Source organism: Streptomyces sp. CA-251387, from assembly GCF_050936625.1.
Lineage (GTDB): Bacteria > Actinomycetota > Actinomycetes > Streptomycetales > Streptomycetaceae > Streptomyces.
This window is the reverse complement of sequence record NZ_JBNJMJ010000001.1, coordinates 1,161,029-1,185,809: the sequence shown is the minus strand read 5'-3', so window position 1 is coordinate 1,185,809 and position 24,781 is coordinate 1,161,029. Positions and strand designations below refer to the sequence as shown.

Annotated in this window: 19 protein-coding genes, 1 tRNA gene and 3 pseudogenes; 8 read left to right on the top strand and 15 right to left on the bottom strand. The window is 70.1% G+C overall.

The window, feature by feature from the left end; all coding sequences use genetic code 11:
• Positions 1–430: 430 nt before the first annotated feature.
• Together ACQEV2_RS05140 and ACQEV2_RS05135 are read right to left on the bottom strand one after the other, a co-directional pair.
• Positions 431–2,218, bottom strand: a complete 1,788-nt coding sequence (locus ACQEV2_RS05140) for an ABC transporter ATP-binding protein (RefSeq protein ID WP_433036969.1) — start codon at positions 2,216–2,218, stop codon at positions 431–433.
• Positions 2,215–4,083 carry an ABC transporter ATP-binding protein gene (locus ACQEV2_RS05135; RefSeq protein ID WP_433036967.1) on the bottom strand — a complete coding sequence of 623 codons (1,869 nt, stop codon included), beginning with the start codon at positions 4,081–4,083 and terminating at the stop codon, positions 2,215–2,217. Before ACQEV2_RS05135 ends, ACQEV2_RS05140 begins: the two co-directional genes overlap by 4 nt.
• A gap of 226 nt (positions 4,084–4,309) precedes the next feature.
• Here ACQEV2_RS05135 and ACQEV2_RS05130 point away from each other — a divergent pair, with 226 nt between their 5' ends.
• From ACQEV2_RS05130 to ACQEV2_RS05120, 3 genes are all read left to right on the top strand, one after another.
• Positions 4,310–5,062: a L,D-transpeptidase family protein gene (locus ACQEV2_RS05130; protein ID WP_433036965.1), complete on the top strand. Its 753-nt coding sequence runs from the start codon at positions 4,310–4,312 to the stop codon at positions 5,060–5,062.
• Positions 5,063–5,119: 57 nt separating this feature from the next.
• Positions 5,120–6,775, top strand: coding sequence for a peptide-N4-asparagine amidase (locus tag ACQEV2_RS05125; RefSeq protein ID WP_433036963.1), 1,656 nt, complete (start codon positions 5,120–5,122; stop codon positions 6,773–6,775).
• Between the two features lie 175 nt (positions 6,776–6,950).
• Positions 6,951–8,333: a cation:dicarboxylate symporter family transporter gene (locus ACQEV2_RS05120; RefSeq protein WP_433036961.1), complete on the top strand. Its 1,383-nt coding sequence runs from the start codon at positions 6,951–6,953 to the stop codon at positions 8,331–8,333.
• Between the two features lie 74 nt (positions 8,334–8,407).
• Here the strand turns inward: ACQEV2_RS05120 and ACQEV2_RS05115 are convergent, their stop codons facing one another.
• Positions 8,408–8,857 carry a MarR family winged helix-turn-helix transcriptional regulator gene (locus tag ACQEV2_RS05115; protein WP_433036959.1) on the bottom strand — a complete coding sequence of 150 codons (450 nt, stop codon included), beginning with the start codon at positions 8,855–8,857 and terminating at the stop codon, positions 8,408–8,410.
• Between the two features lie 94 nt (positions 8,858–8,951).
• Between ACQEV2_RS05115 and ACQEV2_RS05110 the strand changes: the two genes are divergently transcribed.
• Together ACQEV2_RS05110 and mltG are read left to right on the top strand one after the other, a co-directional pair.
• Positions 8,952–10,754, top strand: coding sequence for an ABC transporter ATP-binding protein (locus ACQEV2_RS05110; RefSeq protein WP_433036957.1), 1,803 nt, complete (start codon positions 8,952–8,954; stop codon positions 10,752–10,754).
• Between the two features lie 43 nt (positions 10,755–10,797).
• Entirely contained in the window at positions 10,798–11,646 is an 849-nt protein-coding gene (gene mltG, locus ACQEV2_RS05105; RefSeq protein ID WP_433036955.1) for an endolytic transglycosylase MltG, read from the top strand.
• 43 nt (positions 11,647–11,689) lie between these two features.
• Here mltG and ACQEV2_RS05100 read toward each other — a convergent pair whose 3' ends face one another.
• The 5 genes and pseudogenes from ACQEV2_RS05100 to ACQEV2_RS05080 all read right to left on the bottom strand — a co-directional run bounded on the left by ACQEV2_RS05100 (position 11,690) and on the right by ACQEV2_RS05080 (position 15,760).
• On the bottom strand, positions 11,690–12,775 hold the full coding sequence (locus ACQEV2_RS05100) for an NAD(P)-binding domain-containing protein (protein ID WP_433036953.1): 1,086 nt from the start codon (positions 12,773–12,775) through the stop codon (positions 11,690–11,692).
• A 37-nt stretch (positions 12,776–12,812) separates the two neighbouring features.
• A pseudogene (locus ACQEV2_RS05095) lies at positions 12,813–13,838 on the bottom strand (ABC transporter substrate-binding protein).
• Between the two features lie 62 nt (positions 13,839–13,900).
• On the bottom strand, positions 13,901–14,674 hold the full coding sequence (locus ACQEV2_RS05090; RefSeq protein WP_433036951.1) for an ABC transporter ATP-binding protein: 774 nt from the start codon (positions 14,672–14,674) through the stop codon (positions 13,901–13,903).
• Complete coding sequence (locus ACQEV2_RS05085) at positions 14,647–15,540, bottom strand: ABC transporter permease (protein WP_433036949.1); 894 nt, start codon at positions 15,538–15,540, stop codon at positions 14,647–14,649. Before ACQEV2_RS05085 ends, ACQEV2_RS05090 begins: the two co-directional genes overlap by 28 nt.
• Positions 15,541–15,676: 136 nt before the next feature.
• Positions 15,677–15,760 carry a putative leader peptide gene (locus ACQEV2_RS05080; RefSeq protein ID WP_313884353.1) on the bottom strand — a complete coding sequence of 28 codons (84 nt, stop codon included), beginning with the start codon at positions 15,758–15,760 and terminating at the stop codon, positions 15,677–15,679.
• 135 nt (positions 15,761–15,895) lie between these two features.
• On the opposite strand from ACQEV2_RS05080, the gene ACQEV2_RS05075 reads away from it, so the two are divergent.
• Positions 15,896–16,318 carry a secondary thiamine-phosphate synthase enzyme YjbQ gene (locus tag ACQEV2_RS05075; protein ID WP_433036947.1) on the top strand — a complete coding sequence of 141 codons (423 nt, stop codon included), beginning with the start codon at positions 15,896–15,898 and terminating at the stop codon, positions 16,316–16,318.
• A 165-nt stretch (positions 16,319–16,483) separates the two neighbouring features.
• Positions 16,484–16,554 (top strand) — tRNA-Ile (locus ACQEV2_RS05070).
• 668 nt (positions 16,555–17,222) lie between these two features.
• On the opposite strand, the pseudogene ACQEV2_RS05065 reads toward ACQEV2_RS05070, so the two are convergent.
• Positions 17,223–17,610, bottom strand: a pseudogene (locus ACQEV2_RS05065) (GOLPH3/VPS74 family protein); the annotation flags it as partial.
• Between the two features lie 601 nt (positions 17,611–18,211).
• Here ACQEV2_RS05065 and ACQEV2_RS05060 point away from each other — a divergent pair.
• Complete coding sequence (locus ACQEV2_RS05060; protein ID WP_433036945.1) at positions 18,212–18,859, top strand: RraA family protein; 648 nt, start codon at positions 18,212–18,214, stop codon at positions 18,857–18,859.
• A gap of 224 nt (positions 18,860–19,083) precedes the next feature.
• On the opposite strand, the gene ACQEV2_RS05055 is transcribed toward ACQEV2_RS05060, so the two are convergent.
• From ACQEV2_RS05055 to ACQEV2_RS05030, 6 genes and pseudogenes are all read right to left on the bottom strand, one after another.
• On the bottom strand, positions 19,084–19,365 hold the full coding sequence (locus tag ACQEV2_RS05055; protein WP_433036943.1) for a DUF6510 family protein: 282 nt from the start codon (positions 19,363–19,365) through the stop codon (positions 19,084–19,086).
• Between the two features lies 1 nt (position 19,366).
• Positions 19,367–20,131 (bottom strand): ferredoxin reductase, encoded by a 765-nt coding sequence (locus ACQEV2_RS05050; RefSeq protein ID WP_433036941.1) that lies wholly within the window; start codon positions 20,129–20,131, stop codon positions 19,367–19,369.
• The gene (locus ACQEV2_RS05045; protein WP_433036939.1) at positions 20,101–20,700 is read right to left on the bottom strand and encodes a sulfite oxidase-like oxidoreductase; all 600 of its coding nucleotides are present in this window, start codon (positions 20,698–20,700) and stop codon (positions 20,101–20,103) included. The genes ACQEV2_RS05050 and ACQEV2_RS05045 overlap by 31 nt, the downstream gene beginning before the upstream one ends.
• 1,175 nt (positions 20,701–21,875) lie before the next feature.
• Complete coding sequence (locus ACQEV2_RS05040) at positions 21,876–22,562, bottom strand: MFS transporter (protein WP_433036937.1); 687 nt, start codon at positions 22,560–22,562, stop codon at positions 21,876–21,878.
• 20 nt (positions 22,563–22,582) lie between these two features.
• Positions 22,583–23,011: an MFS transporter gene (locus ACQEV2_RS05035; protein WP_433036935.1), complete on the bottom strand. Its 429-nt coding sequence runs from the start codon at positions 23,009–23,011 to the stop codon at positions 22,583–22,585.
• A gap of 247 nt (positions 23,012–23,258) precedes the next feature.
• Positions 23,259–24,649: pseudogene (locus tag ACQEV2_RS05030) on the bottom strand (amidohydrolase family protein).
• Positions 24,650–24,781 lie beyond the last annotated feature (132 nt).

The following is a 24,781-nucleotide window of genomic DNA, read 5'->3' as shown; positions in this document are numbered from 1 at the left end:
CACAGGCTGCATCCGGGCGAACCGCGTGGTTCCCGGGCGCTCCCCGAACCGGTGCCGCTATCCAGCCTTCCACCCCTTTTCGCCCCCGCGCAACGGCACGGAGGCATGGAGACATCCCGGTCACGGGGCCGCCCGCAGCCCGTCGCGCCAAGCCCCTGGTCCGGGGGGACAGGGCATACCCTGTGCCCCCGGACCGGTACGACCAGGCACGGGGCCGGATGACGTCAGCACGGAAGATCGGCCGACGAGCGGACGCGGCGGTCGTCCGACGGCAGCAGGACCCGTCGACGGTGTCGACCGCCCCGTAGGCGATCCAGGTGGCCCGACCCGAGGACGGCATCCGCCCCCCATGCGGCGGCAGCCGGCTCCCTGAGCAGAAGGAGTGGCGAATGTGGGCATCTGCCCAACGCCTGTCCGGTCGACCAGCCGCTCACCCGTGCCACGACCGCCACAGCGCGGCATACGCCCCGTTCGCGGCGACCAGCTCGTCGTGGCTGCCCAGCTCGCTGATCCGGCCGTTCTCGACGACGGCGATGACGTCGGCGTCGTGAGCGGTGTGGAGGCGGTGGGCGATGGCGACCACGGTGCGGCCGTCGAGGACGCGGGCCAGGGAGCGCTCCAGGTGGCGGGCCGCGCGGGGGTCGAGGAGCGAGGTCGCCTCGTCCAGGACCAGCGTGTGCGGGTCCGCCAGCACCAGGCGGGCCAGCGCGATCTGCTGGGCCTGGGCCGGGGTGAGCGAGAACCCGCCCGAGCCGACCTCCGTGTCCAGGCCGTCGTCGAGCGCCCGGGCCCAGGCGTCCGCGTCGACCGCTCCCAGCGCCGCCCACAGCTCGGTGTCGGTCGCGTCCGTGCGGGCGAGCAGCAGGTTGTCGCGCAGGGAGCCGACGAAGACATGGTGCTCCTGGTTCACCAGGGCCACATGGGAGCGGACCCGTTCGGCGGTCATCCGGGACAGGTCCGCACCGCCCAGGGTGATCCGGCCGTCCCGGGGCGCGTAGATGCCGGCGAGCAGCCTGCCCAGGGTCGACTTGCCGGCGCCCGAGGGGCCGACCAGCGCCAGCCTGGTGCCGGGTGCGACCTCCAGCGAGACCTTGCGGAGCACGTCCACGCCCTCCAGGTAGCCGAAGTGGACCCGGTCGGCGTGCACGTCGCGGCCGTCGGGCGCCAGCAGGGCGTCCCCGGCCTCCGGCTCGATGTCCCGCACCCCGACCAGCCGGGCCAGCGACACCTGCGCCACCTGCAGCTCGTCGTACCAGCGCAGGATGAGCCCGACGGGATCCACCAGCATCTGGGCGATCAACGCACCCGTCGTCAGCTGACCGACCCCGATCCAGCCCTGCAGGACGAACACGCCGCCGACCATGAGCACCGAGGCGAGGATCATCACGTGGGTGACGTTGATGAACGGGAAGAGCACCGACCGCAGCCAGAGCGTGTAGCGCTCCCAGGCAGTCCACTCCTTGATCCGCCGCTCCGACAGCTCGACGCGGCGCTCACCGAGGCGGTGGGCTTCGATGGTGCGCCCGGCGTCCACGGTCTCGGCGAGCGCGGCGGCCACGGCGGCGTACCCGGCGGCCTCCGAGCGGTACGCGGACGGCGCCCGCTTGAAGTACCAGCGGCAGCCGATCACCAGCAGCGGCACGGCGAGCAGCACGGCGGCGGCCAGCGGCGGCGCGGTGACGACGAGCCCGCCGAGCAGCAGGACCACCCACACCACACCGATGGCCAGCTGGGGCACCGCCTCACGCATCGCGTTGGCCAGCCGGTCGATGTCCGTAGTGATCCGGGACAGCAGATCACCCGTCCCGGCCCGCTCCAGGACACCCGGCGGCAGACCCACCGACCGGACGAGGAAGTCCTCACGCAGATCGGCCAGCATCCGCTCGCCGAGCATCGCACCGCGCAGCCGCACCTGTCGTACGAACACGGCCTGGACGACGAGCGCGGCCACGAACAGCCCGACGGTGAGCTCCAGATGGAGCTCGCGCTCGCCGACCCCGTCCGACACGCGCTCCACCAGCCCGCCCAGCAGCCAGGGCCCCGCCATCGACGCCACCACGGCGACCGTGTTGACGCCGATGAGCAGCAGGAAGGCACGGCGGTGCCGACGGAACAACTCGACCACATAGGTGCGTACGGTCGCGGGGGCGCCGACCGGCAGGGTGTTCGCCGTCGTCGGGGCCGCCGGGTCGTACGCCGGTGGCGCCACCCCGATCATGCCGATTCCTCGATTTCTTCCAGTTCCTTCAGTACGTCGTCGAGGGCGGACCTTTTGCCCATGGAAGCGTCCATGGAAGCGCCCATCGAAGCGCCCGAGGCAGCGCCCAAGTCCTTGCTCAGAGCGGCCTCTTCGTCCGTCTCCCGGGTCACCACCCCCCGGTACCGCGGTTCTCCGCGCACCAGCTCCCGGTGCACGCCGACCGCGGCCACCTCGCCCTCGTGGACGAGCACGACCCGGTCGGCGCGGTCAAGGAGCAGGGGCGACGAGGTGAACACCACCGTCGTGCGCCCCGCCCGCAGGTTCTGCACGCCCTCCGCGATCCGCGCCTCCGTGTGGGAGTCGACGGCCGAGGTCGGCTCGTCCAGGACGAGCACCTCCGGGTCCGTGATCAGCGACCGGGCGAGCGCGAGGCGCTGGCGCTGGCCGCCGGACAGGGACCGGCCGCGTTCGGTGATACGGGCGTCCATCGGGTCGTCGGCGTCCAGCGACCCCTGCACCAGGGCGGCCAGGACGTCGGCGCACTGCGCGGCCTCCAGCGCCTCCTCGGCCCCGACCTCGCCCGACCTGGGAACGTCGAGCAGTTCGCGGAGCGTGCCGGAGAGCAGCACCGGATCCTTGTCCTGCACGAGGACGGCCGTACGGGCGCAGTCGAGCGGCAACTCGTCGAGCGGGACGCCGCCGAGGAGCACCGCGGTGCCCTCCTCCGAGGCATGGCCGCCGAGCCGTTCGGCCAGCCGCCCCGCCGCGTCCGGGTCGCCGCACACCACGGCGGTGAGCCGGCCCGCGGGGGCGAGCAGCCCGGTGGCCGGGTCGTACAGGTCCCCGGAGGGCAGCTCGGACCCGTCGCGGGACCCGTCGGTGTCGGTGGCCCGCTCCAGCGACAGCACACGCGCGGCCCGCCGGGCCGACGGCCGGGAGAAGGAGTAGGCCATCGCGATCTCTTCGAAGTGCCTGAGCGGATAGGTGAGGATCATGATCGAGCTGTAGACGGTGACCAGTTCGCCGACGGTGACCCGGCCCTGGCGGGCCAGATGGACGCCGTACCAGACCACCGTGATCAGCAGCAGTCCCGGCAGCAGCACCTGGATCGCCGAGATCAGGGACCACATCCGGGCGCTGCGCACGGCAGCGTGGCGCACCTCCTGGGAGGCGCGGCGGTAGCGGTCGAGGAAGAGTTCCTCGCCGCCGATCCCGCGCAGGACGCGCAGGCCGGCGACGGTGTCCGAGGCCAGTTCGGTGGCGCGGCCCGCCTTCTCGCGCTGGAAGTCGGCCCGCTTGGTGGCCCGGGGCAGCAGCGGCAGCACGGCGACCGCCAGCACGGGCAGGCCCACGGCGACGACCACACCGAGCGCCGGCTGGTAGACGAGCAGGCCGACGCAGACCACCACGATGGTGACCGCAGCCGCGGTGAACCGGGACCAGGCCTCGACGAACCAGCCGATCTTCTCGACGTCACCCGTGGAGACGGCCACGACCTCACCGGCCGCGACGCGCCGGGTCAGCGCCGAGCCCAGCTGCGCGGCCTTGCGGGCCAGCACCTGCTGGACGCGGGCGGCCGCCGTGATCCAGTTGGTGACGGCGGTGCGGTGCAGGAAGGTGTCGCCGATGGCGTTTCCGGCGCAGCACAGCACCAACAGGCCGCCCGCGAGGGCTAGTTGCGCTCCGGAGCGGTCGACGACGGCCTGCACGGCGACACCGACGCAGAACGGCAGCGCGGAGACGGACAGGAAGTGCAGCAACCCCCAGGCCAGGGACTTCAGCTGTCCGCCCGCCTGGTTCCTGAAGAGCCACCACAGGAATCGGGGACCCGAGCGTGCGTCCGGCACGCCGGGATCGGGATACGGAAGGTCTTGAATCTGCATGACGTCCCAGTGGCTCGTGTCAGTGAGGGGAGGGATGGGGAGTTGTTGACCGGATGCCGGTGCGTGGAGCGGGCAGCGCACGGCGGCAGCAAACCGTGAAAGGTTCGCGTCGCAGCGTGGTCGGACGCAAACGGTTTTCCGCGACGCCGCACAGATCCGGCTGCGGCCGAATCCGGCTTGCGGCCCAATCCGGCTGCCGCCCGGAACGCGGTGCCACCATGGAGCGATGCGGAACGGCGGACTACGGCGTGCCATGGCCGCGACGGCGGCCCTCGGATCCCTCTTGACGGCCCTGACGACCCTGACCGCGTGCGGCGGCTCGGCGCACGGCGGCGGCGCGGACGTCGGAAAGGGCGCCCGTACGAGCCCGGTTGCCCCCACGGATCCCACGCGGGATCCGACACGCATCCCCGGCGTCGCCGACCGCTGGCAGCGACGCATTCCCGCCGACTCCCGCCAGGTCGTGGCGGTCTACGGCAACGGCAAGGACTCCCCGGACTCGACGGTCGTGCTCTACACCAAGCGCGGCTCCGCCTGGGACCGCGTCCGCAGCTGGCCCGCGCACAACGGCAAGAAGGGCTGGACGACCGACCACCGCGAGGGCGACAACCGCAGTCCCGTCGGCGTGTTCACGCTGAGCGACGCGGGCGGCGTACGGAAGAACCCCGGGGCCAGGCTGCCGTACACGAGGTCCGCGGGTTTCGCGGCGCCGCGCTGGTGGGCGAAGTCGTACTGGCACGACTTCGACTACGTCATCGCCATCGACTACAACCGGATCAAAGGCACGCCCCCCAACGACCCCACCCGCCCCGAGGGTCAGGCCAAGGGCGGTGGGATCTGGCTGCACATGGACCACGGGAGCGGCACGTCGGCCTGCGTCAGTCTGTCCGAATCCGCGATGGAGTACCTGCTGCGCACGCTCGATCCGGACCGGCATCCTGTGGTGGTGATGGGGGACAGGGCCGACCTGGCGGGCTAGCCATCGCGGAGGAGGCGTCATTGCGGTGGGTGCCCGACTCGCCGTAGAACACGGGCCATGAAGAGACGGATGGTCATGTCCATGTTCGCAGGAGCGACCCTCCTGGCGAACACCCTCCTCGGGGCCACCCCCGCCCAATCCGCCCAATCCGCCCCGCCTGCCCAATCCGCCGAAGTGCCCGCCGAGTTCGGCACCGACTGGCACGACCCCATCACCGCCGCCCCGCCCGTCCCCAAGCCCTCCGGCAAGTCCTGCCAAGTCACCGTCGCCGAAGCACAGTTCCGCGACTTCACCCCCTACAAGGGCAGCTACACACCGCCCGAAGGCTGCGGTGACCGCTGGAGCAAGGTCGTGCTGCGGATGGACGGCAAGGTCAAGGGACGCCAGTACGACCGGCTGGGCCATCTGCAGGTCGGCGGCGTCGAGATCTTCCGTACGTCGACTCCCGAGCCGTCACCGGACGGCATCGAGTGGTCCGTGGAGAAGGACGTCACGCGCTACAGCGACACTCTCCGCCGCAGCCAGGACGTCGAGATGCTCATCGGGAACGTCGTCGACGACACGTACACCGGCGTCATCGACGTCAAGGTCACGCTGACGTTCTACGCCGGCCGCCCCGCCGCGACCGACTGGTCCACCGGCACTCCCGACCACCCCGCCACCACCCCCGACCGCGTCCTCACCCTCCAGAACGGCACGCTCACCACCCCGCGCAACAGCGAACGCATCGTCGCCGAGGTGTACGCCACCGGCTCGGGCGGTGGCTGCGAGGAGTACTGGTACCTGTCGGTGCCCGACCCGGCGCCCTACTCCTGCAAGGCCGACGGCGGCCCTTACCGCGAGGTGCAGATCAAGGTCGACGGCCGGCTCGCCGGAATCGCCGCGCCGTTCCCGCACGTGTGGACGGGCGGCTGGTCCAACCCCTTCCTCTGGTACGTCATCCCGGGGCCGCGCGCCTTCGACATCAAGCCGATCGAATACGACCTGACGCCGTTCGCGGGCATCCTCAACGACGGTCGCCCGCACCGCGTCGAGGCCTCCGTCGTCGGCGTCCCCGAGGGGCAGAGCGGCTGGAGTGCGCCGGTGAACGTCCTCGCCTGGCAGGACGCGAAGAGCGCACGCGTCACCGGGAAGCTCACCGTGCACAAGGCCGACGGCCTCGCCCACTCCTCGACGTACACGCCCGGTTCGGAGCACCGGGTGGACACGGAGGGTGGTCACCGGCTGACCGTCGCCGGATACGTCGACACCTCGCACGGCCGGGTGACGACGACCGTCCGCCGCACGCTGACCAACACCTCCGTGCACCGCTGGACCGACGGCGAGAACCTCGACGCGCTCGACGCCACCTGGACGGACTACGAGTCCCTCACTGTCGACGGACCCGGATCGGCCCGCACGACGCGCACGCAGCGGACGTACACGATGGACGGCACGACCACGCTCGGCGCGGACGACCGGCTGCGCACCGTGCTGACCCTCGGTGACCGTGCCGCGGCCGTCACGGCGTACGGCGGCCGGCGCACGGCCTGGTCACGGCTCGACGACACTTACACGGGCGACGCCACCTGGACGGTGAACGTACCGCGCGACCAGCGCCACGCGGTCGGCACGACGAGCGAGCGCTATCGCCTGTACGGCTCGGGCGGTTGCTACGACCGTTCCCTCACCAGCGTCCAAGGCGTGCTCACCGAGGATCGCAGCGGCTGCTGAGGGAAGTTGTGTGCGATGCGTCACGCAGGGCGTGATTTACATGATCGCAACACGGCGGTCTTGTGCGGGATCAACAGCACATCCAAAGTGATCGGCACGGAATGCGCTTTCCGTATCGCAGAAGTCCCCCCGTCGCCCCTGGACTTCTGTGTGCCGCCGTCCCCAAGGAGTGCCCGTGCCGCCGTCCGTACCGTCCCTGCCGCGACGCGTCGCACGCATGCTGCGTACCTCTCTCTTCGCGCAGGTCGCCTGCGCGCTCGTGCTCGGAATCGTCGTCGGGAAGCTGTGGCCCGGGTTCGCCGCGGATCTCCAGCCGCTCGGCGACGGTTTCATCCGGCTCATCAAGACGATCATCTCGCCGCTCGTGTTCTGCGTGGTCGTCGTGGGCATCGCCAAGGCCGGTGACCTGAAGGCGTTCGGCCGGATCGGGCTGAAGGCCCTGATCTGGTTCGAGGTGGCGAGCACGCTCGCCCTGCTGATCGGGCTCCTCGCCGCCAACGTGGTCCAGCCCGGGTCCGGGATGAACGTCGACCCGTCCACACTCGACGCCTCGGCGGTCGACGCGAAGACGGACGGCGGTTCGCTGCCATCGACGACCGAGTTCGTGCTGAACGCGATCCCCACCTCTTTCATCGGCGCCTTCGCCGAGAACTCCCTGCTCCAAGTGCTCATCCTGGCCTGCCTGGTCGGTGCCGCGCTGCTGCACCTCGGGCACACCAAGGTGCCGCAGGTGCTGCCCGCCATCGAGCAGGCCCAGGAGATCATCTTCGCGATCGTCGGCTTCGTCATGCGGCTCGCCCCGATCGCGGTGTTCGGTGCCATGGCCGTCCTGATCGGCAACTACGGGCTCGGCGTGATCGAGACGTACGGCAAGCTGATCGTCCTGTGCTACGCGGCGGCGGCGCTCTTCATCGCGCTGCTCGCCATTGCCTTGAAGGTGGTCACCGGGCTCAGCCTCTGGAAGTTCCTGCACTACATCCGTGAGGAGATGCTGCTCGCGCTCGGCACCGCGTCCACCGAGTCGGTCCTGCCGCGGGTGATGCAGAAGCTGCGCAAGGCCGGCGCCCGCGACGACGCCGTGGGTCTCGTGCTGCCCACGGGCTACTCCTTCAACCTCGACGGCGCCTCGCTCTATCTGTCCATCGGCACGCTGTTCATCGCCCAGGCCGTGGGCGTGGACCTCAGCTTCAGCCAGCAGATCACCGTGGTGCTGGTGCTCATGCTGACCAGCAAGGGCATGGCGGGCATCCCCGGCTCGGCCTTCCTCGCCCTGTCCGCGACCGCGTCCTCCCTCGGCGCCATCCCCGCCGGAGCCGTGGCTCTCCTGCTCGGCGTGGACCGCATCATGGACTCGATGCGCGTCGTCACCAACCTGCTCGGCAACTGCGTCGCCGTCTTCGCGGTCTCCCGCTGGGAGGGCGCCCTGGACAGGGAGCGGGCGAAGAAGGTCCTGGACGGCGAGATCGTGGTCGAGGCGCAGGACACGGAATCATCCGAGGTGCCGGCCGTCGCTGTCCCCACCCAGCCGGCCAAGGAGACCGCCACCGAGGCGAGTTGACGCCGAACGCCGCCGACACGGTCGCGGCCACCGCTCCAGTGCTACGGAGTGGTGGCCGCGACCGTTTCACGTGCTCAGCACTGCCGGGCGCCGGTCCCGTCCATCAGCGTGTCCAGCAATCCGCCCAGCACCTCGCGCTGTTCGTCCGTCAACGGCGCCAGGATCTCCTCCGCCGCCGACCGTCGCGCACCGTGCAGTTCCCGCAGGGCCCCCCGCCCGTCGTCGGTGAGCTCGATCCGGATCACCCGCCGGTTCGTCGGATCCGGCACCCGCCGTACCTTCCCGCTCGCCTCCAGTCCGTCGACCAGCGACGTCACCGCACGCGGGACCACCTCCAGGCGCTCGGCGAGATCGGCCATCCGGGGCGGCGAGCCGTAGTGCGCGAGCGTGCGCAGCAGGCGGGACTGGGCCGGGGTGATGCCCAGGCCGCACTGCTGCAGGTGCTGCTTCTGGATGCGGTGGACCCGGCGGGTGAAGCGCAGGAGCTGCTCGGCGAGCGGGCCGTCGGGATCGGGGGTGGTCATGCGGGAACAATATCAGGACGACATTCATTGTGAGCATAGGTAACAATGAGCTAAGGTCCGACAGTCCGCCTCACCACACCTCCCGTAGGAGCCCATGCACCCCGACCACGAACCCGCCTGGACGCCACCCGCCGCACAGCAGGACCAACCCCGGCAGGTGCGCCGCATTCTGCGACTCTTCCGCCCCTACCGCGGCCGCCTGGCCGTCGTAGGCCTGCTCGTCGGCGCCTCGTCGCTGGTCGGCGTCGCCACGCCCTTCCTGCTGAAGGCGATCCTCGACGTCGCGATCCCCGAGGGCCGCACCGGCCTGCTCAGCCTGCTCGCGCTCGGCATGATCCTCAGCGCCGTCCTCACCAGCGTCTTCGGCGTGCTGCAGACCCTGATCTCCACGACGGTCGGCCAGCGCGTCATGCACGACCTGCGCACCGCCGTCTACGGCCGCCTCCAGCGCATGTCGCTCGCCTTCTTCACCCGCACCCGCACCGGCGAGGTCCAGTCCCGCATCGCCAACGACATCGGCGGCATGCAGGCCACCGTCACCTCCACCGCGACCTCCCTGGTCTCCAACGTGACCAGCGTGGTCGCCACGATCGTCGCGATGATCGCCCTCGACTGGCGCCTGACCGTCGTCTCGCTGCTCCTGCTGCCGGTCTTCGTCTGGATCAGCCGCCGCGTCGGCAACGAACGCAAGAAGATCACCACCCAGCGCCAGAAGCAGATGGCCGCGATGGCCGCCACGGTCACCGAGTCGCTCTCGGTCAGCGGCATCCTGCTCGGCCGCACGATGGGCCGCTCCGACTCGCTGACCAAGGCCTTCGCCGAGGAGTCCGAGCAACTGGTCGACCTCGAAGTGAGGTCGAACATGGCCGGTCGCTGGCGCATGGCCGTCATCACCATCGTCATGGCCGCCATGCCCGCGGTCATCTACTGGACCGCGGGAATCGCCCTCCAACTCGGGGGCCCGCAGGTCTCCATCGGCACGATCGTCGCCTTCGTCTCGCTCCAGCAGGGCCTGTTCCGCCCGGCCGTCAGCCTGTTGTCCACCGGCGTCCAGATCCAGGCCTCGCTCGCGCTCTTCCAGCGCATCTTCGAGTACCTCGACCTGCCCATCGACATCACCGAGCGGGAGAACCCCGTCCACCTCGACCACATCAAGGGCGAGCTCCGCTTCGAGAACGTCGAGTTCCGCTACGACGGCAAGGGCAGCCCGATCCTCAACGGCATCGACCTCACCGTCCCGGCCGGCGGCAGCCTCGCGGTCGTCGGCCCGACCGGCGCCGGAAAGTCGACGCTCGGCCATCTCGTGCCGCGGCTGTACGACGTGACGGGCGGCCGCGTCACCCTCGACGGCGTCGACGTGCGCGACCTCGACTTCGACACCCTCGCCCGCGCGGTCGGCGTCGTCTCGCAGGAGACCTACCTCTTCCACGCCTCCGTCGCCGACAACCTGCGCTTCGCCAAGCCGGACGCCACCGACGAGGAACTGCACGCGGCGGCGGAGGCGGCCCAGATACACGACCACATCGCCGCCCTGCCCGACGGCTACGACACCGTCGTCGGCGAACGCGGCCACCGCTTCTCCGGCGGTGAGAAGCAGCGCTTGGCCATCGCCCGTACGATCCTGCGCGATCCGCCCGTCCTCATCCTCGACGAGGCGACGAGCGCCCTGGACACCCGTACCGAACACGCCGTCCAGCAGGCCATCGACGCCCTGTCCGCCACCCGCACGACGGTCACCATCGCGCACCGTCTGTCCACGGTTCGGGGCGCCGACCAGATCGTCGTGCTCGACGCGGGGCGGGTTGCCGAACGGGGTACGCACGAGGAGCTGCTGGAGCGGGAGGGGCGGTATGCCGGGCTGGTCCGCCGGGACGCCCAACTGGAGCCGACGGGGTGATGTTATGCCGGATTTGTGAGCATGTGCGGGTTACCGTTCCCGCATGTACTTCAACACTCCGTCACGGAGCACGATTCGACTGACGCGCCGGGGCCGTATCGCTCTCATCGCCGCCGGCGCCGTCGTGGCCGGCACCGCCGTGGCGGTGCCGCTGCTGAGCATGGGCGAGGAGGAGGCGAAGCCCACCTCGCTGGTGATCCCGGAGGGCTGGCGCGCGAGCCAGGTCTACGACGCCGTCGACAAGGCCCTCGCCCTGCCGCCCGGCAGCACCAAGAAGTCCCTCCACAAGCTCGACCTCAAGCTGCCGAACGAGGCCGAGGGCAACCCCGAGGGCTACCTCTTCCCGGCGACGTATCCGCTGGAGCGGGACGGCAAGAAGGCGACGCCGGAATCGCTGCTGTCGGCCATGGTCGACACCGCCAACAAGAAGTTCAGCGCCGCCCCGATCGCCGCCGGTGCGCAGCGCAACGCGCTGAACGTCTATCAGGCGGTCACCATCGCGAGCATCGTCCAGGCCGAGGCCGGCGGCAAGGCCGACATGGGCAAGGTGGCGCGGGTCGTCTTCAACCGGCTCGAACGCGGGATGCCGTTGCAGATGGACTCGACCATCAACTACGCGCTCGGCCGCTCCACGATCAGGACCACCGAGGCCGACACGCGGATCGAGAGCCCCTACAACTCGTACCAGCGCATGGGCCTGCCGCCCACCCCGATCGCCAACCCGGGCGTGGAGGCGATGCGCGCCGCGATCAGCCCGCCCGCGGGGGACTGGCTGTACTTCGTCACGGTCAAGCCGGGTGACACCCGCTTCACGGCCGACTACGCGGAACACCAGCGCAATGTGGCCGAGTTCAACGCCCAGCAGAAGGCGAGCCCCCGGCCCACGAAATGAGCCGACGGGATGTCATACGGTTCCTGACCCGGAGCTCGGCGCGTCACGCGGCCACCCGCTCCTCGGACAGCAGCCGCCTGATGTCCCGTACGGCCGCGCGCCCGGCCCGGTTGGCGCCGATCGTGCTGGCGGACGGGCCGTAGCCGACGAGGTGGACGCGGGGATCGGCGACCGCGCGCGTCCCCTCCACCCGGATTCCCCCGCCCGGTTCGCGCAGGCGCAGCGGGGCCAAGTGGTCGATGGCGGCTCGGAAACCGGTCGCCCACAGGATGACGTCGGCGGTCACCTGCCGCCCGTCCCGCCACTCCACTCCGTCCGGCGTGATCCGGTCGAACATGGGCTGCCGGTCCAGGACCCCGTCCGCAAGGCCCTGCCGGACGGCGTCGTTCAGGGGCAGCCCCGTGACCGAGACCACGCTCTTCGGAGGCAGGCCCTGCCGGACCCGCTCCTCGACGAGCGCGACGGCCGCCCGGCCCGCGCCTTCGTCGAAGGGCCCCTCGCGGAAGACGGGCGGTCGCCGCGTGACCCACGTCGTGGAGGCGGCGTACCGGGCGATCTCCAGCAGATGCTGGACGCCGGAGATGCCACCGCCCACCACGACGACCCGCTGCCCGGCGAACTCCTGCGGCCCGGGGTACTGGGCGGTGTGCAACTGGCGCCCCCGGAACGTCTCCTGGCCGGGGTAGCGCGGCCAGAACGGCCGGTTCCAGGTGCCGGTGGCGTTGATCAGCGCCCGGGTCGACCAGGTGCCGGCCGAGGTCTCGACGAGCAGCCGCCCGCCCGGGCCCTCGCGTACGGCGCGCACGTCGACGGGGCGCCGGACGCGCAGGTCGAAGGTCCGCTCGTAGCGGTCGAAGTACTCGGTGATGACCTCGGACGACGGCCGCTGCGGATCGGCGCCGGTCAGCTCCATACCGGGCAGCGAGTGCATCCCGTTCACCTTGCCGTACGTCAACGACGGCCATCGGAACCGCCATGCGCCGCCCGGGCCGGGGGAGTGGTCGAGCACGATGAAGTCGCGGTCCGGCTCCAAACCGGTGCGCCGCAGGTGAAAGGCGCTGGACAGGCCGGCCTGACCAGCGCCTATGACGACGACGGCGACGTCCGCGACTGCCTCGATATCGTTCACGCTTCTACTAACCGTGCCGAGGCCACGGATCTTCCCCTTACGAACCCTCCGAGGCGGGACCCTCGGTGGTCGACGGCGGCAGATCGCCGTTGTACCGCGTGTCCACGAACTCGCCGAAGTCCACCTTCTTCGGGATGAGCTTCAGCTCGGTGAAGGTGTCGGTGATCTCCTGCTCGGACGCGATGAGCGGCTTGTCGACCGCGACCGAGATCCGGGTGGCGTTGGTGCGCTTCACCGAGGCCAGCGCGACCTCGTAGGGCAGCCCGGTGTCCTTCGCCTAGACCTTGGCCCACTCCTCCTTGTGGTCGTGCACCCACGCCGTGGCGCGCCGCAGCCGCTCCAGGTAGTCCTTGATGGCGGCGGCCTTCTTCTTGTCCTGCAGGGCGGAGGGCGCCGCCACCTGGAAGGTGAGCCCGTTGGTGATCCCGTCGCCGGTCGTCAGGATCCGGCCCTGCTTGGACAGGAGCACCTGGGAGGTGTAGGGATCCCACACGGCCCACGCGTCGACCTTGCCGGAGGTGAACGCGGCCAGCGCGTCGGCCGGCTGCAGGTACTTCACGTCGACGTCGCTCAGGCTGAGCCCGGCCGCCTTGAGGGACGCGACGAGCTGGTAGTTGGCGGAGGATCCCTGCGCGACGGCGATGGACTTGCCCTTGAGCTGTTCGGGCTTCGCCAGCTCGGAGTCGTTCGGCACGAGGATCGCGTCGCCCTTGGAGGTGCCGTGGAAGGCGGCGACCACCGTGATCTTCGAGCCCGCCCCCGCCGCGAAGACCGGTGGCGTGTTGCCGACGCCGCCGACGTCGACGGCCCTCGCGTTGACGGCCTCGAGGAGTGGGGGGCCCGAGGTGAAGGTGGACCACTTGATCTTGTAGTCGAGGTTCTTGAGCTCTCCGGCGGCGCGCAGGATGGCCTCCGAACCGCCCTTCTGGTCACCGACGTTGAGCGTCAGGGAGCCTTGCCCGTCGGTGTCCGTCGAGGTCTCGGCGGCCGAGTTCCCGCCGCAGGCGGTGAGCAGGAGCGCGCAGGGGAGGAGGAGAGCGGCGGTTACGAGGCGTAGTCGCATGGGGATCCGTTCGGTGGTTGTTGCTCAGGTGGTCGTTGCTCGGGGGTTTTGCAGGGGAGGCTTCAGGCGGCTTCGGCGGCGGTGTCGACGCCGAGGCGCTCCAGGAGGCGGGCGCGCAGTTCCGCGAACCGCGGGTCGGTGATGTCGCGGGGACGGTCGAGGTCGATGCGCTGCTCGTGCGCGATGACCCCGTCGTCCATGACGAGGACGCGGTCGGCGAGGAGCACGGCCTCCTCCACGTCGTGCGTGACCAGCAGGACCGCGCAGCCGCGCCGCTGCCACAATTCGCCCACCAGGCGCTGGGCCTTGATCCGGGTGAGCGCGTCGAGCGCCCCGAACGGCTCGTCGAGCAGCAGCAGATCGGGCTCACGGACCAACGCCCGGGCGAGGGAGGCGCGTTGGGCCTCGCCGCCGGAGAGCGTCTTGGGCCAGGCGTTCGTACGGTGGTCCAGGCCGACCTCCTTGAGCGCCTGCTCGGCGACGGCACGACCGGGCTTGCCCGGCAGGCCGAGCAGCACGTTGCGCCACACCTTCTTCCATGGCATCAGCCGCGGCGCCTGGAAGGCGACGGCCTTGCGGCGCGGGACCAGGACGGTGCCCTCGATGTCGCGGTCGAGGCCGGCGAGGATGCGCAGCAGGGTGGACTTGCCGCAGCCGCTGCGGCCGAGGAGGGCCACGAACTCGCCGGGCTGGACGGCCAGTTGGAGCCGGTCGATGACGGCACGTCCGTCGAAGGAGCGGGTCAGCCCCGCCACGTGGACGGCCTGGGTGGCCTGTGCGGCCGGGGAAGCCGGTACGGCTTCGGGGCTCACCGGCCGGTGAACGTCGGTCGCCATTGCAGCAGCAGCCTTTCGAGGGAGCGGACGATGAAGTCGGCGAGCAGGCCGAGGAAGGCGTAGACGATCAGGCAGACCACGATCACGTCGGTCCGTAGGAAGTCCCGCGCCTGCACCATGAGGAACCCGATGCCGGAGTCGGCGTTGACCTGCTCGGCGAAGACGAGGGCCAGCCAGGCGATGCCGAGCGAGTAACGCAGTCCGGTCAGGGCGCCCGGCAGCGCACCGGGCAGCACGACATGCCGCACGAGGCCCCACCTGGACAGCCCGAGCGACTCCCCGGCCTCGATCAACTGGGCGTCCACGCCGCGGATACCGGCGTAGACGTTGAGGTAGAGCGGGAAGGTCACGCCGAGCGTGATGATGGCGACCTTGGGGGCCTCGCCGATGCCGAACCAGATGATGAACAGCGGGATGAGCCCGACGAACGGCACGGTCCGCAGCATCTGCACGGGCGCGTCCACCAGATCCTCACCGATCCGGAACAGCCCCGACAGGAGCGCGAGTCCGGTCCCGACGACCGTGCCCAGCGCCAGCCCGGCGGCGACGCGCTGCAGGGACGTACCCATCGCCGAGGGCAGCGAGCCGTCGGCGATCAGATCGCCCGCGACCTGGGCGATGCGGCCGGGAGAGGCGAGGACGTCGGACGTCAACACACCTGTACTGCTGAGCAGTTGCCACAGGGCGAGGAGCAGGACGGGGCCGGTGGTGCGGCGCAGCCAGCGGGGGACGCGGGTGCGGCGGGAGGAGGCGGGGACGAGGCGTTCGAGGTCGGATCGGGGCTGGTCGCCCGCAGTGGGCTGGAGGGCTGATATAGACGAAATATCGGGTTCGGAGGACTCGGGTGGGGCATGGCTGATGCTCATGGGTGCTCCACGGGAAGGAGAGCGGCCGGTGAAAGGGGACGGCTGCACGCCGCCACGTCGATCACGCGTGGATCACACGAGGATCAGACGTGCGGGTACGGCGGAGCGCAGGCGAAGGAGAGGAGAGAGAAGGGCGTCAGCGGCCGCGGCGACACGCGGCGGAGGCCACCCGCAGCAGGTCGATGTGACCGCGCGTGGTGAGCAGGGCTGAACGCAACATACGGCTGAAAGTAGCCAGATGGCGTGGCGACGGTCAACGGCGTCTCGCGAAGTGGACCTTGCGTATCACCGCTCGACCGTCACCCGGCCGTGCCCTCGCAGGTGAACTCCGGGCGCATGGGCGAGGATGGAGGGCATGTCAGACGCCTTCACCACCCGAGTCCTGAACATCTCCTCCGGCTCCGCGGAGCGGGTCGTGGACCTCACCCGCGAATGCGAGGCCTTCCTGCGGGAGGCGGCCGGAGACCGCGACGGCCTCCTGAACGTGTTCGTGCCGCACGCCACGGCCGGTATCGCGATCATCGAAACGGGCGCCGGCAGCGACGACGACCTCCTGGCCGCCCTGCACACCCTCCTCCCCGCCGACGACCGCTGGCAGCACCGCCACGGAAGCCCCGGCCACGGCCGCGACCACGTCCTCCCGGCCTTCGTCCCGCCTCACGCCACGCTGCCGGTGCTGGGCGGGCGGCTGGAGCTCGGGACGTGGCAGTCGGTGTGCCTCGTCGACACGAACAAGGACAATCCTCGTCGCCAGGTGCGGTTGTCGTTCCTTGCGTGACGAGGGTGCCGACTACACGTCTGAAGTCCGGCCGTACCCAACGAGTCCGGCTCGCCCTTGCAGTCCACCCGCAGCTGACATCGAGCGATGCGGTGAGACGACACAGGCTGTGCCGACGCCTGCTGGCTCTCGACTGATGAGGCGGGATTTGAACCTACGACCGTTTGTCGCGAACGAAAATTGGTGGCGGCGGACTCATAATCCGTCGGCCGTGGGTTCGAGTCCCACCCGCCCCACCTATGCAGGTCTCTGACCTGCGGAAACGTTCATTTTGTCCTGTCGGATCGTCAACTTTGTCTGAACGGACTGAATCCGCTGCGCGTGAGTTCGGCTCCGTTGCGGTCGGCGTTAGCCCACACCGCTCTGGCCTGCACAGATGTCGTGCACCGGCGATGGGGCAGGTTGCCGCGGGTGGCGTGTGCGAGGCATTGGGCGCCGGATTCTGGACGCTGGCTGGTATCGGAGAGCGGGCAGGTGCCCGTGCTGTCCGGGGCCGCGGACGAGGACACCGCACGGCATCGATCGGGGAGACAAGCGGATGGCGTCAGCATCCGGGCGGCTGTGCGCAGGGCGCTGATACGGGTCTCGACACCCACGGGGGTCGGCGCGCCGTCCCAGCCGAACAACAGCCGCGGGAAGAGTGGGTAGTGCCGTCATCAGCCCCTCCGGCTCCTGTTCGATGGCCGGCCCGACGGCGCTCCGGGACGGACGGCACCGGTTCACCCCGTCCCGGCACCGCAACGCGGCTCGTTGCCCCGCTCCTGGATCCGCATCCACCCCACCTCAACAGCCACGTCAACGCAGGTGCCACTCCCAGTCCGCGGGGACTTGCCCCGCGGGCCAGGGTGGGCAACTGGCGGAATGGGTCTACCTGCGGCTTTGTGGCTCCGGTCATGGGGCGATCCCGTGCTGATGCCGTCGGATTTCCGGGCGAATCCACCAGCACCAGGCGAGCGGACTGGAAGATCATCCAGCTGCGGCGTTGCCGAGTGAGCTGCCCTTCCGCTTCGAGGGCTGCCAGATAGGCCGCGGCCTCTGCGCCACAGCCAGTCGCCGACTGACTCGTACGGCAATTGTCGCGCAAGTGACGACGCGGCCTCATCCAACCCCCGATCAGCTATGGCTCGCCGGTCGCTCGGCACGATGCGATCACCGTCCAGCGTGATGGCCTGAGCGCCCAGGAGGTCGATCAGCTCGGCTCCCGCGAGCGCAAGGGACAGATCGCCTTGTTCCAGAGGACGACTGGCCGTCAAGTCCATCGCGATGATCAACAGGTCCCGCGGTGTGGTCATGGATGACTCCACCTCACCTTCAGGAGCTGAAGGCGAGTGACACTGTGCGCCGGGTGGACCTCGGCAGGCGTCACTCCTGCTTACGAGCCTACGGAGCGAGGACGGCAGCCGCCTCCCAGGTGAGCAGACCCCGGGCATTCCGTCACTCCCTCGCCTCACATTTCGTCGATTCCACAGGGTCGGCTGGGAGGCTCGGTGTGAGGTACGCCCACCTGTCAGAGGGGGACTCTGTGCTGCGAGCACTGCTCGCAGGGCGCGGCCAAGCGCCGCGAGGAGAGCGGGTGGGAGAACGGCTGTGGTCCGGCGGGGCGCCCGCCTCCGGCCGAGCGGGTACGAGCCCGGATGCAGCTACCGACACTTCGTGCTCCGCCGGAGAAGCCTGGACGATGGTGCGCACCGTCCCGGAGCCGTCACCATCGCGGACCGGCCGCGGCCCTTTCGGCATGACCACCCGCGAAGGGAATCACCCAGGCCGAGGACGGCAAGGTCGGTGCCGCCACGCACCACTGAGGTGCCCTACCGCTCCTACACCGGCTTAAATGGCACACAGCGCGAGAAGCGGGCACCGCGGGCTCACGAGGTGAACGGTGAGGAGGTCCCTGTGAATGACGATCTCCGCCGGTCGGTGGACAGAGTCAGCTGCGCTTCGCTGGTCGACGCCATGGGGCGGGTCCACGAGCACCGCGCGCACATCCTCGACCTGGTCAGCCCTGCCCCGAACCGGGTCTTGTTCGGGCCGGTGGCCACCATCGCGTTCCTTCCCTACCGTGACGACTTGCCGCAGACCGGCCTCGGTTTTGCCGCCTTCTTCTATCGGGCGGTCGCCGACACTCCGAAGGGCAAGGTCATAGTGTTGTCCAGCGGGGGTTGTCCGGATGCCTCCCACGGTGGTGGCACCAAGTTGTCCCGGCTGCGCAACCATGGCCTTGCCGGGGTACTGGCCGACGGCCGACTCCGCGATTTCGCTCAGCTCGCCGGTTACGGGTTCGCCACCTGGTGCCGGGGCGAGGCCACTCGCTGGGGTGGCGACACCGTCATGCCGTTCGCTGCCAACATCGCCGTCGAGTTCGGCGGAGTGTGCATTGTGCCGGGTGACTACGCCTATGCCGATTCCAGCGGCGCCGTTGTCATCCCTGCCGACAGCGTGCGCCGGGTTGTAGAGGAGGCCGCCCGCATCGAAAGTGATGACGCCCGGTCTGCCGAGCAGATTCGGCGCGAGGACCCCGCGCAAGTACGGCGGGGCGACTAGTGTCCGCCGGATCATCGGCGAAACCCCGCATGCCGGATCTGGTGGACATGGCCCGGCGTACCGACGACGCGCACGGCCACGCGGTCAAGCTCGTGGCCGACGTGGTCGTCGCCGCTCGGCCAAGAGATGGCCTATTCCTGCCCGGCGAGGCCGCCGGGGAGGTCCCGCTAACGCCCGACCCGGGCAGCCTGTAGGAGCAACCGGCGCTGCCGCGGGCGGTGGCTTCATGTGGGTGACATCGGGACGCGCATGCAGACCGTGCCGCGCAGGTCCAGCCATGCGGCGTCGGGGGTCCGTACGAGTCGCAGGAGTACCGCGTCACAGCTCGGGCAGCGGGCCACCATGCCCGGGGCGTGCGCGTACACGCGCAGCTCGGCGACGAGAGCGGTGTGCCCACAGCCGGTGCAGCGTCCGGAGGCCACGGTGACGTCCGCGGTGAACAGTTCGCCCAGAGGGCCGGCGAGCGCGTTGCCGTCCTCGTAGTCCGTGGTCTCGGGTCGGTTCATGTCAGCCTCCCGTGGGGCCGAAGCGTTCGGTTCTGATCCGGCGCGGGTCGTGGCCCAGGGCTACCAACTGGGCTGCGGCCGTCTCGACGAAGCCGGTCGGTCCGCAGACGAAGCAGATCGGCTCGAACTCCGGTGGCCAGCCGTGGGTCTGCAGGTCCGCGAGGTGCAGGCGCTGAGCTGGTCTCGGCCAGCCCTCAGGCGTGTGCCGGGTGTAAAGGTGGGTCACGTCCAGGCCGCCGTCACCGGGCTGCGCGATGCGCAGTTCGGAGGCGTAGTACCGGTCCTCCGGGGTGCGGACCGAGTAGATCAGCCGGAAGGGGGTACGGCTGCCGAGGCTGCGGCGCGTGCGGATCATGGCCATTAGCGGGGCGATCCCCGATCCGCCGCCCACCAGCAGCACCGGCCGGGTGTCGGCCGGGCGCCAGACGAACCAGCCGCCTACCGGGCCCCGGAGCTCCACCAGGTCACCGATCTCCAGCACATCGGCCAGGTACGGCGAGACCTCCCCGTCGGGCACGCGCTGCACCGTCAGCTCGATCCGGTCGCCGTCGGGTGCCGAGGTCAGCGAATAACTGCGCTGGGTGCTGTAGCCGTCCTCGGCCGTCAGGCGCACATCTACGTGCTGGCCGGCCAGGTGCCCGGACCAGCCGGGCACGTCGAAGGCCAGCGTGCGGGCCGTGGGCGTCTCGTCGCGCAGACCGGCCAGCCGGGCGACCTGCCAGGTCAGGGGCGCCTTCAGTCGCCCTGGTACCGCTGCTCGCGCCATGGGTCACCGTAGTCGTGGTAGCCGGCGCTCTCCCAGAACCCCGGCTCGTCCTCGGTCAGCAGCTGCATGCCGCGCACCCACTTGGCCGACTTCCACAGGTAGAGATGCGGCACCAGCAGCCGGGCCGGGCCGCCGTGCACGGGAGCGAGGTCCTCCCCCTCGTACTGGTAGGCGATCCATGCCTTGCCGCCCAGCAGGTCCTCCAGCGGGATGTTCGTCGTGTAGTCACCGTAGGAGTGGACCAGCACGAACTCGGCAACCGTCTCCACATCGGCAAACAGCGTGTCCAGCGACACCCCTTGCCAGCCGGTGCCCAGCTTCGACCACTTGGTCACGCAGTGCAGGTCCACCGTCGGCCGCTCGCTCGGCAGCGCCAGCAGTTCCTGCCACGACCAGCTACGGCGCGTCCCGCTCTCGGTCGTGATGGTGAACTCCCACTGCTCCCGTGCGATGTTCGGCGTGGGGCCGGCCGACAGCACCGGAAAGTCCTCGGTCAGATATTGCCCGGGAGGCAGCTTCACATCCGTTGGGCGCGCCCGGCCGTGAAAGCCCCTCGAAATAATCCCCATGAATCTGCCCCATTCCGTCAGGGGGACACCACGCCGCCCGGGGACGACATCTCCATTCTGGGAGACGCGAGCGGAAAGCACACGTCGTGGCGCCGCGCCCCGAGGACAACGCCCGTAACCTCTGACTGGACCCGTACTTCGCAGGTCACCCGATCGTGAAGATCAAACGGTCGTAGCTGATCGCTCGCCGATCGGAACCGCAACAGGGCTACCTGTCTCGGTCCGGCCCGGTCGAGATCGGACGCTACGAGGCTGCCGCGGAGAACCTTGTCGACGACCTGCGAAGTACGGGACCAGAAGGTTGTGGTCGTCGGACACCTCGATGGTCGCGCGGTGATGCAGCGGACCTCTTCGCAGCGCAGCATGGCAATCACCATGCCGATAGCCGCCTGACCACGGGGTGGATGAACGGCGGAGAACTCTGTGTGAAGCACAAGGCGCGGCGGCTGTTGGGTCGAACGAACGGTGCAGCAGCACCCCTGAGTTGAGCCTGGAATGAAGAGGCTCGGCCCGACACCAGAGGCGTGAGCCTCTTCGTATGGGACTGGAAAACCGCTGCGGACGGGTCCGGGAGCCCTCTCCGAGCTGGAGCAACCGTCCAGGAGTCTGATGTCCTTTGTCCCTCCAAGACGCATTCGGGACGCGTTCGGGACACAAGGAGAGGAACAGACTGACAAGACCCGGGAAGCCCCGGCACCGCTCACCCGCTCCGACTTGCAAAAACGTCAAGAGTGAGTGTAGATCGGCAAGGCCCGCCAAGATCCTCAAAGGACTCATAATCCGTCGGCCGTGGGTTGGAGTCCCACCCGCCCCACCAGTGCAGGGCTATGACCTGCGGAATCGTCTCATCAGGAGTGCGGATTCAGAGCTCTGACTCAACGGACTGAATCCGCTCCTCGTGAGTCCAACCTCGTTGTGATCGGCGTTGGTTGGAAACGTTCTGACCTGCATAGACGTATCAGTTCGTTACCGGCGTAAGCCGCCGCGGGTGGGCTGTGTGAGCGGGTGGACGCCTGATTTGGGACGCTGATGGGACGCCGGTGATCGGAGGTGGCTGCTTGGGGGCCTTCGGCGGTCGGCCAACGGGTTGCTGTGCCCGTCTGGATCGCTGGTCCGCTGCCGCGGCCCCAGCTGAGCGCCGGGGAACGGTCCGTAGGAACGGCCCAGCTTCAGCGTTACCTGCGAGCTGCGGTGCCGCTCGTCGTCGGCTCGGGTTGTGGCGTGGTGCGCTGGTGACGGAGGGACAGCAGGGCGAGGAGGAGGCCCAGGGCGAGCACCCCGGCGACGGCGAGCAGAATGCCGCTGAAGCCGACCCCGGTCAGAGCACCGGTGAGCTGCGGGCCCAGGCTGGCGCCGATGAGCATGCTGCATCCGTAGAGGGCGACGGCCGCGCCGCGTGCGTGTGGGGCGTTGGCGTTGACGGTCCCGACGATGGCGGGTGCCGCTGCCGCTACGGCGGCCACGAACAGCAGTAGGGCGATGGCCAGCGGAACGGTGTGGCCCCCGAGGAAGGCGCCGGCGGCGACGGCGAGGGCAGCCAGGGCGGCCAGGGCGAAGGCGAGGACTGCGCGAAGGGGCGCGAGGAGCCGCTGGAGCACGGGGGCGAGCAGGGGGACGGCGATCAGGGCGGGCAGGGCACTGGCCCGCAGGGCGAGGATCGCGGAGGAGTGACCGGCGATATTCGGCGGTCCGGCGATGGCCACCGCCGTGTAGAGGGCGACGAAGGCGGACATCAGGGCGACGGTGGACAGGTACAGGGCGCCCAGTCGAGGCCGACGCAGCAGCCGTGGCATCGCCGCGAAGGCCTGAAGCAGCCCGCCGCCGGTGCCGTGGCGCCAGGTGGGCCGCAGCACTCGGCGCACCGGAGTCAGGCTAAGGCCCATCAGGGCGGAACCGAGCCAGAAGACCGCGCGCCAGCCGAACTCGGACGCGACGGCCTGGGATCTGCATGATGACGGCGGCGAGCATGCCGCTGGTGATGCAGGTGAGGGCAGAGCCGCGGCCCGATGTGGTGGACGACGTAGGTGAGCGCGGAGGGTGCGAAGGTCGCGGCAGTCAGTCCCTGCAGGCTGCGCAGGGCGATGGCCGTGGGGAGGTTGGGGGCGGCGCTGACCGCGGCGGTGGATGCCGCAGCGGCCACGAGTGCTGCGGTGATCACGGCGCGTGGTCCGTAGCGGTCGGAGAGGCTACCGGAGAGGAGGAATCCGGCGGCGTACGCGAAGCCGAACGCGGTCGCCGTCCAGGTGGCCTGTCCCGGTGTGGTGCCGAGCGCGCTGGCCATGGGGTGCAGCAGCGCCAGGACGGTGTACATCTGGCCGACCATCAGGACGCCGAGCGCGGTAAGCAGGAGGATGGTCGGGGCGGCTGGGGCCCAGCCCGGCGGTTTGTCGGGTGTCCTGCTCGTGGCCGTGTGCCTGGGGGTTGTGGTGGGGTGGGACAAGGGAACTGCCAAAGGGGCGTCTGGTGGCGGCCCCGTGTGTTTGTGCGCGACGCGATCGGCCGATGGCACCGCCGGGGGCGATGGGTTCCCCCGGCCGGGGGACGATGAAGGAGGATGGTCAGGCGGTCGGGGTGTTCAGCACGTACTCGCGCGAGGCGTGGACCTCGGCGCGCAGGGCGGCCAGGTCGACGTCGAGGACGTGGCCGTTCCACTTGCGGGGCGCGCCGTTGATGAGCACGGCGCTGATGTTGCGGGCGTCGGAGCCCAGCACGACGGTGCCGATCGGGTCGTTGAGCGGCATGTTGTTGAGTCCTCGGCCTGGATGACCAGGAGGTCGGCCTTCTTGCCCGGGGTGAGTGAGCCGGTGACGGCGGCCAGGCCGTTGGTGTGGGCGCCCTGGAGGGTGGCGAGGTCGAGGACGTCGTTGGTGGTGATGCGGGAGGGTTGCTGGTTGGTGCCGTAGGCGGCGTTCACGGCGCGCATCCGCTGGATGGCGTGCAGGGCCCGCATCTGCGTGAACATGTCGCTGGCCAGGGCGACTTCGACGTCGATGCTCAGTCCGGGGCGGATGCCGACGGACAGGGCCTCGTCGACGGCGGGGATCGCGGTCTCCAGGCCGATCTGGGCGTCGGAGGTGGGGGCCAGCGCCACGGTGGTGCCGGTCGCGCCCATCGCCTTCCACGCCTCGGGGGTCAGTCCGGTGCAGTGGATGAGGGTGACGTCGGGGCTGAGGATGCCGTCCTTGGCCCAGCGCAGGATTGCCTCGGAGGAGGACGTGCCGAAAACGGCGTCCACGCTTACTCCAATGCCCAGGTCCTTGGCGACGCGGGCAAGCTCGGGACCGTAGGCGAGCGCCGGTCCGGCGATCTCGTCGGTGGCGAGCGTCGCCAGGCGCAGGGTCAGCAGCTGGTCGTCGCTGCTGAAGTACTGTTCCTTGACGCGGGCCAGGTCGCCGGGCCACTGGCGGTCCCACTCGCCGAAGTGCGGGCCCATGGAGGCGTGCACGCCGCGGACGCCGGTGTCGACGAGGGCCTCGATGGCGGCGTCGGAGTGCTCGCGGGTGCGGGAGTTGTGGGAGAAGTCCAGCATGGTCGTGATGCCGCTGTCGATCGCGGTGAGGGCGGCCAGCTTGGTGCCGATGTACATGTCCTCGGGCCGGTAGACCGTGGTGTAGCCGGCCAGGGTGGACATGACGTAGCCGCCGAGGTCGTCGACGTCCGGCATGATCCGGCGCAGCTGGGCCTCCCAGGCGTGCCGGTGGGTGTCGACGAAGCCGGGGCTGAGGAGGGTGCCGGTGGCGTCGACGACCACGGCATCGTCCGCGGCGAGGCCACGGCCGACGGCGGTGATGGTGTCGCCCTCGACGAGGAGGTCGCCGCCCTCGATGATGCCGAGGTCGGGGTCCATGGTGACGATGGTCGCGCCGGTGAACAGGATGCGTCGCTGACCGACGGGGCGGCGCCGGAGCTCTTCGAGTACGGCGGCGCTGGTGGTGTCGTTGACGTTCATGAGAGGTCTTCTTTGCGTACGGCGGACAGGGCTGAAAGAAGGGCCCGTCCGCGGGAGGGGGCTGGGGGGTGGGTCGCCGGGGGCGGCCGAGGCTGCTCGAATACCAGCCTCGGTCCCGCCCGCTCCGGCAAC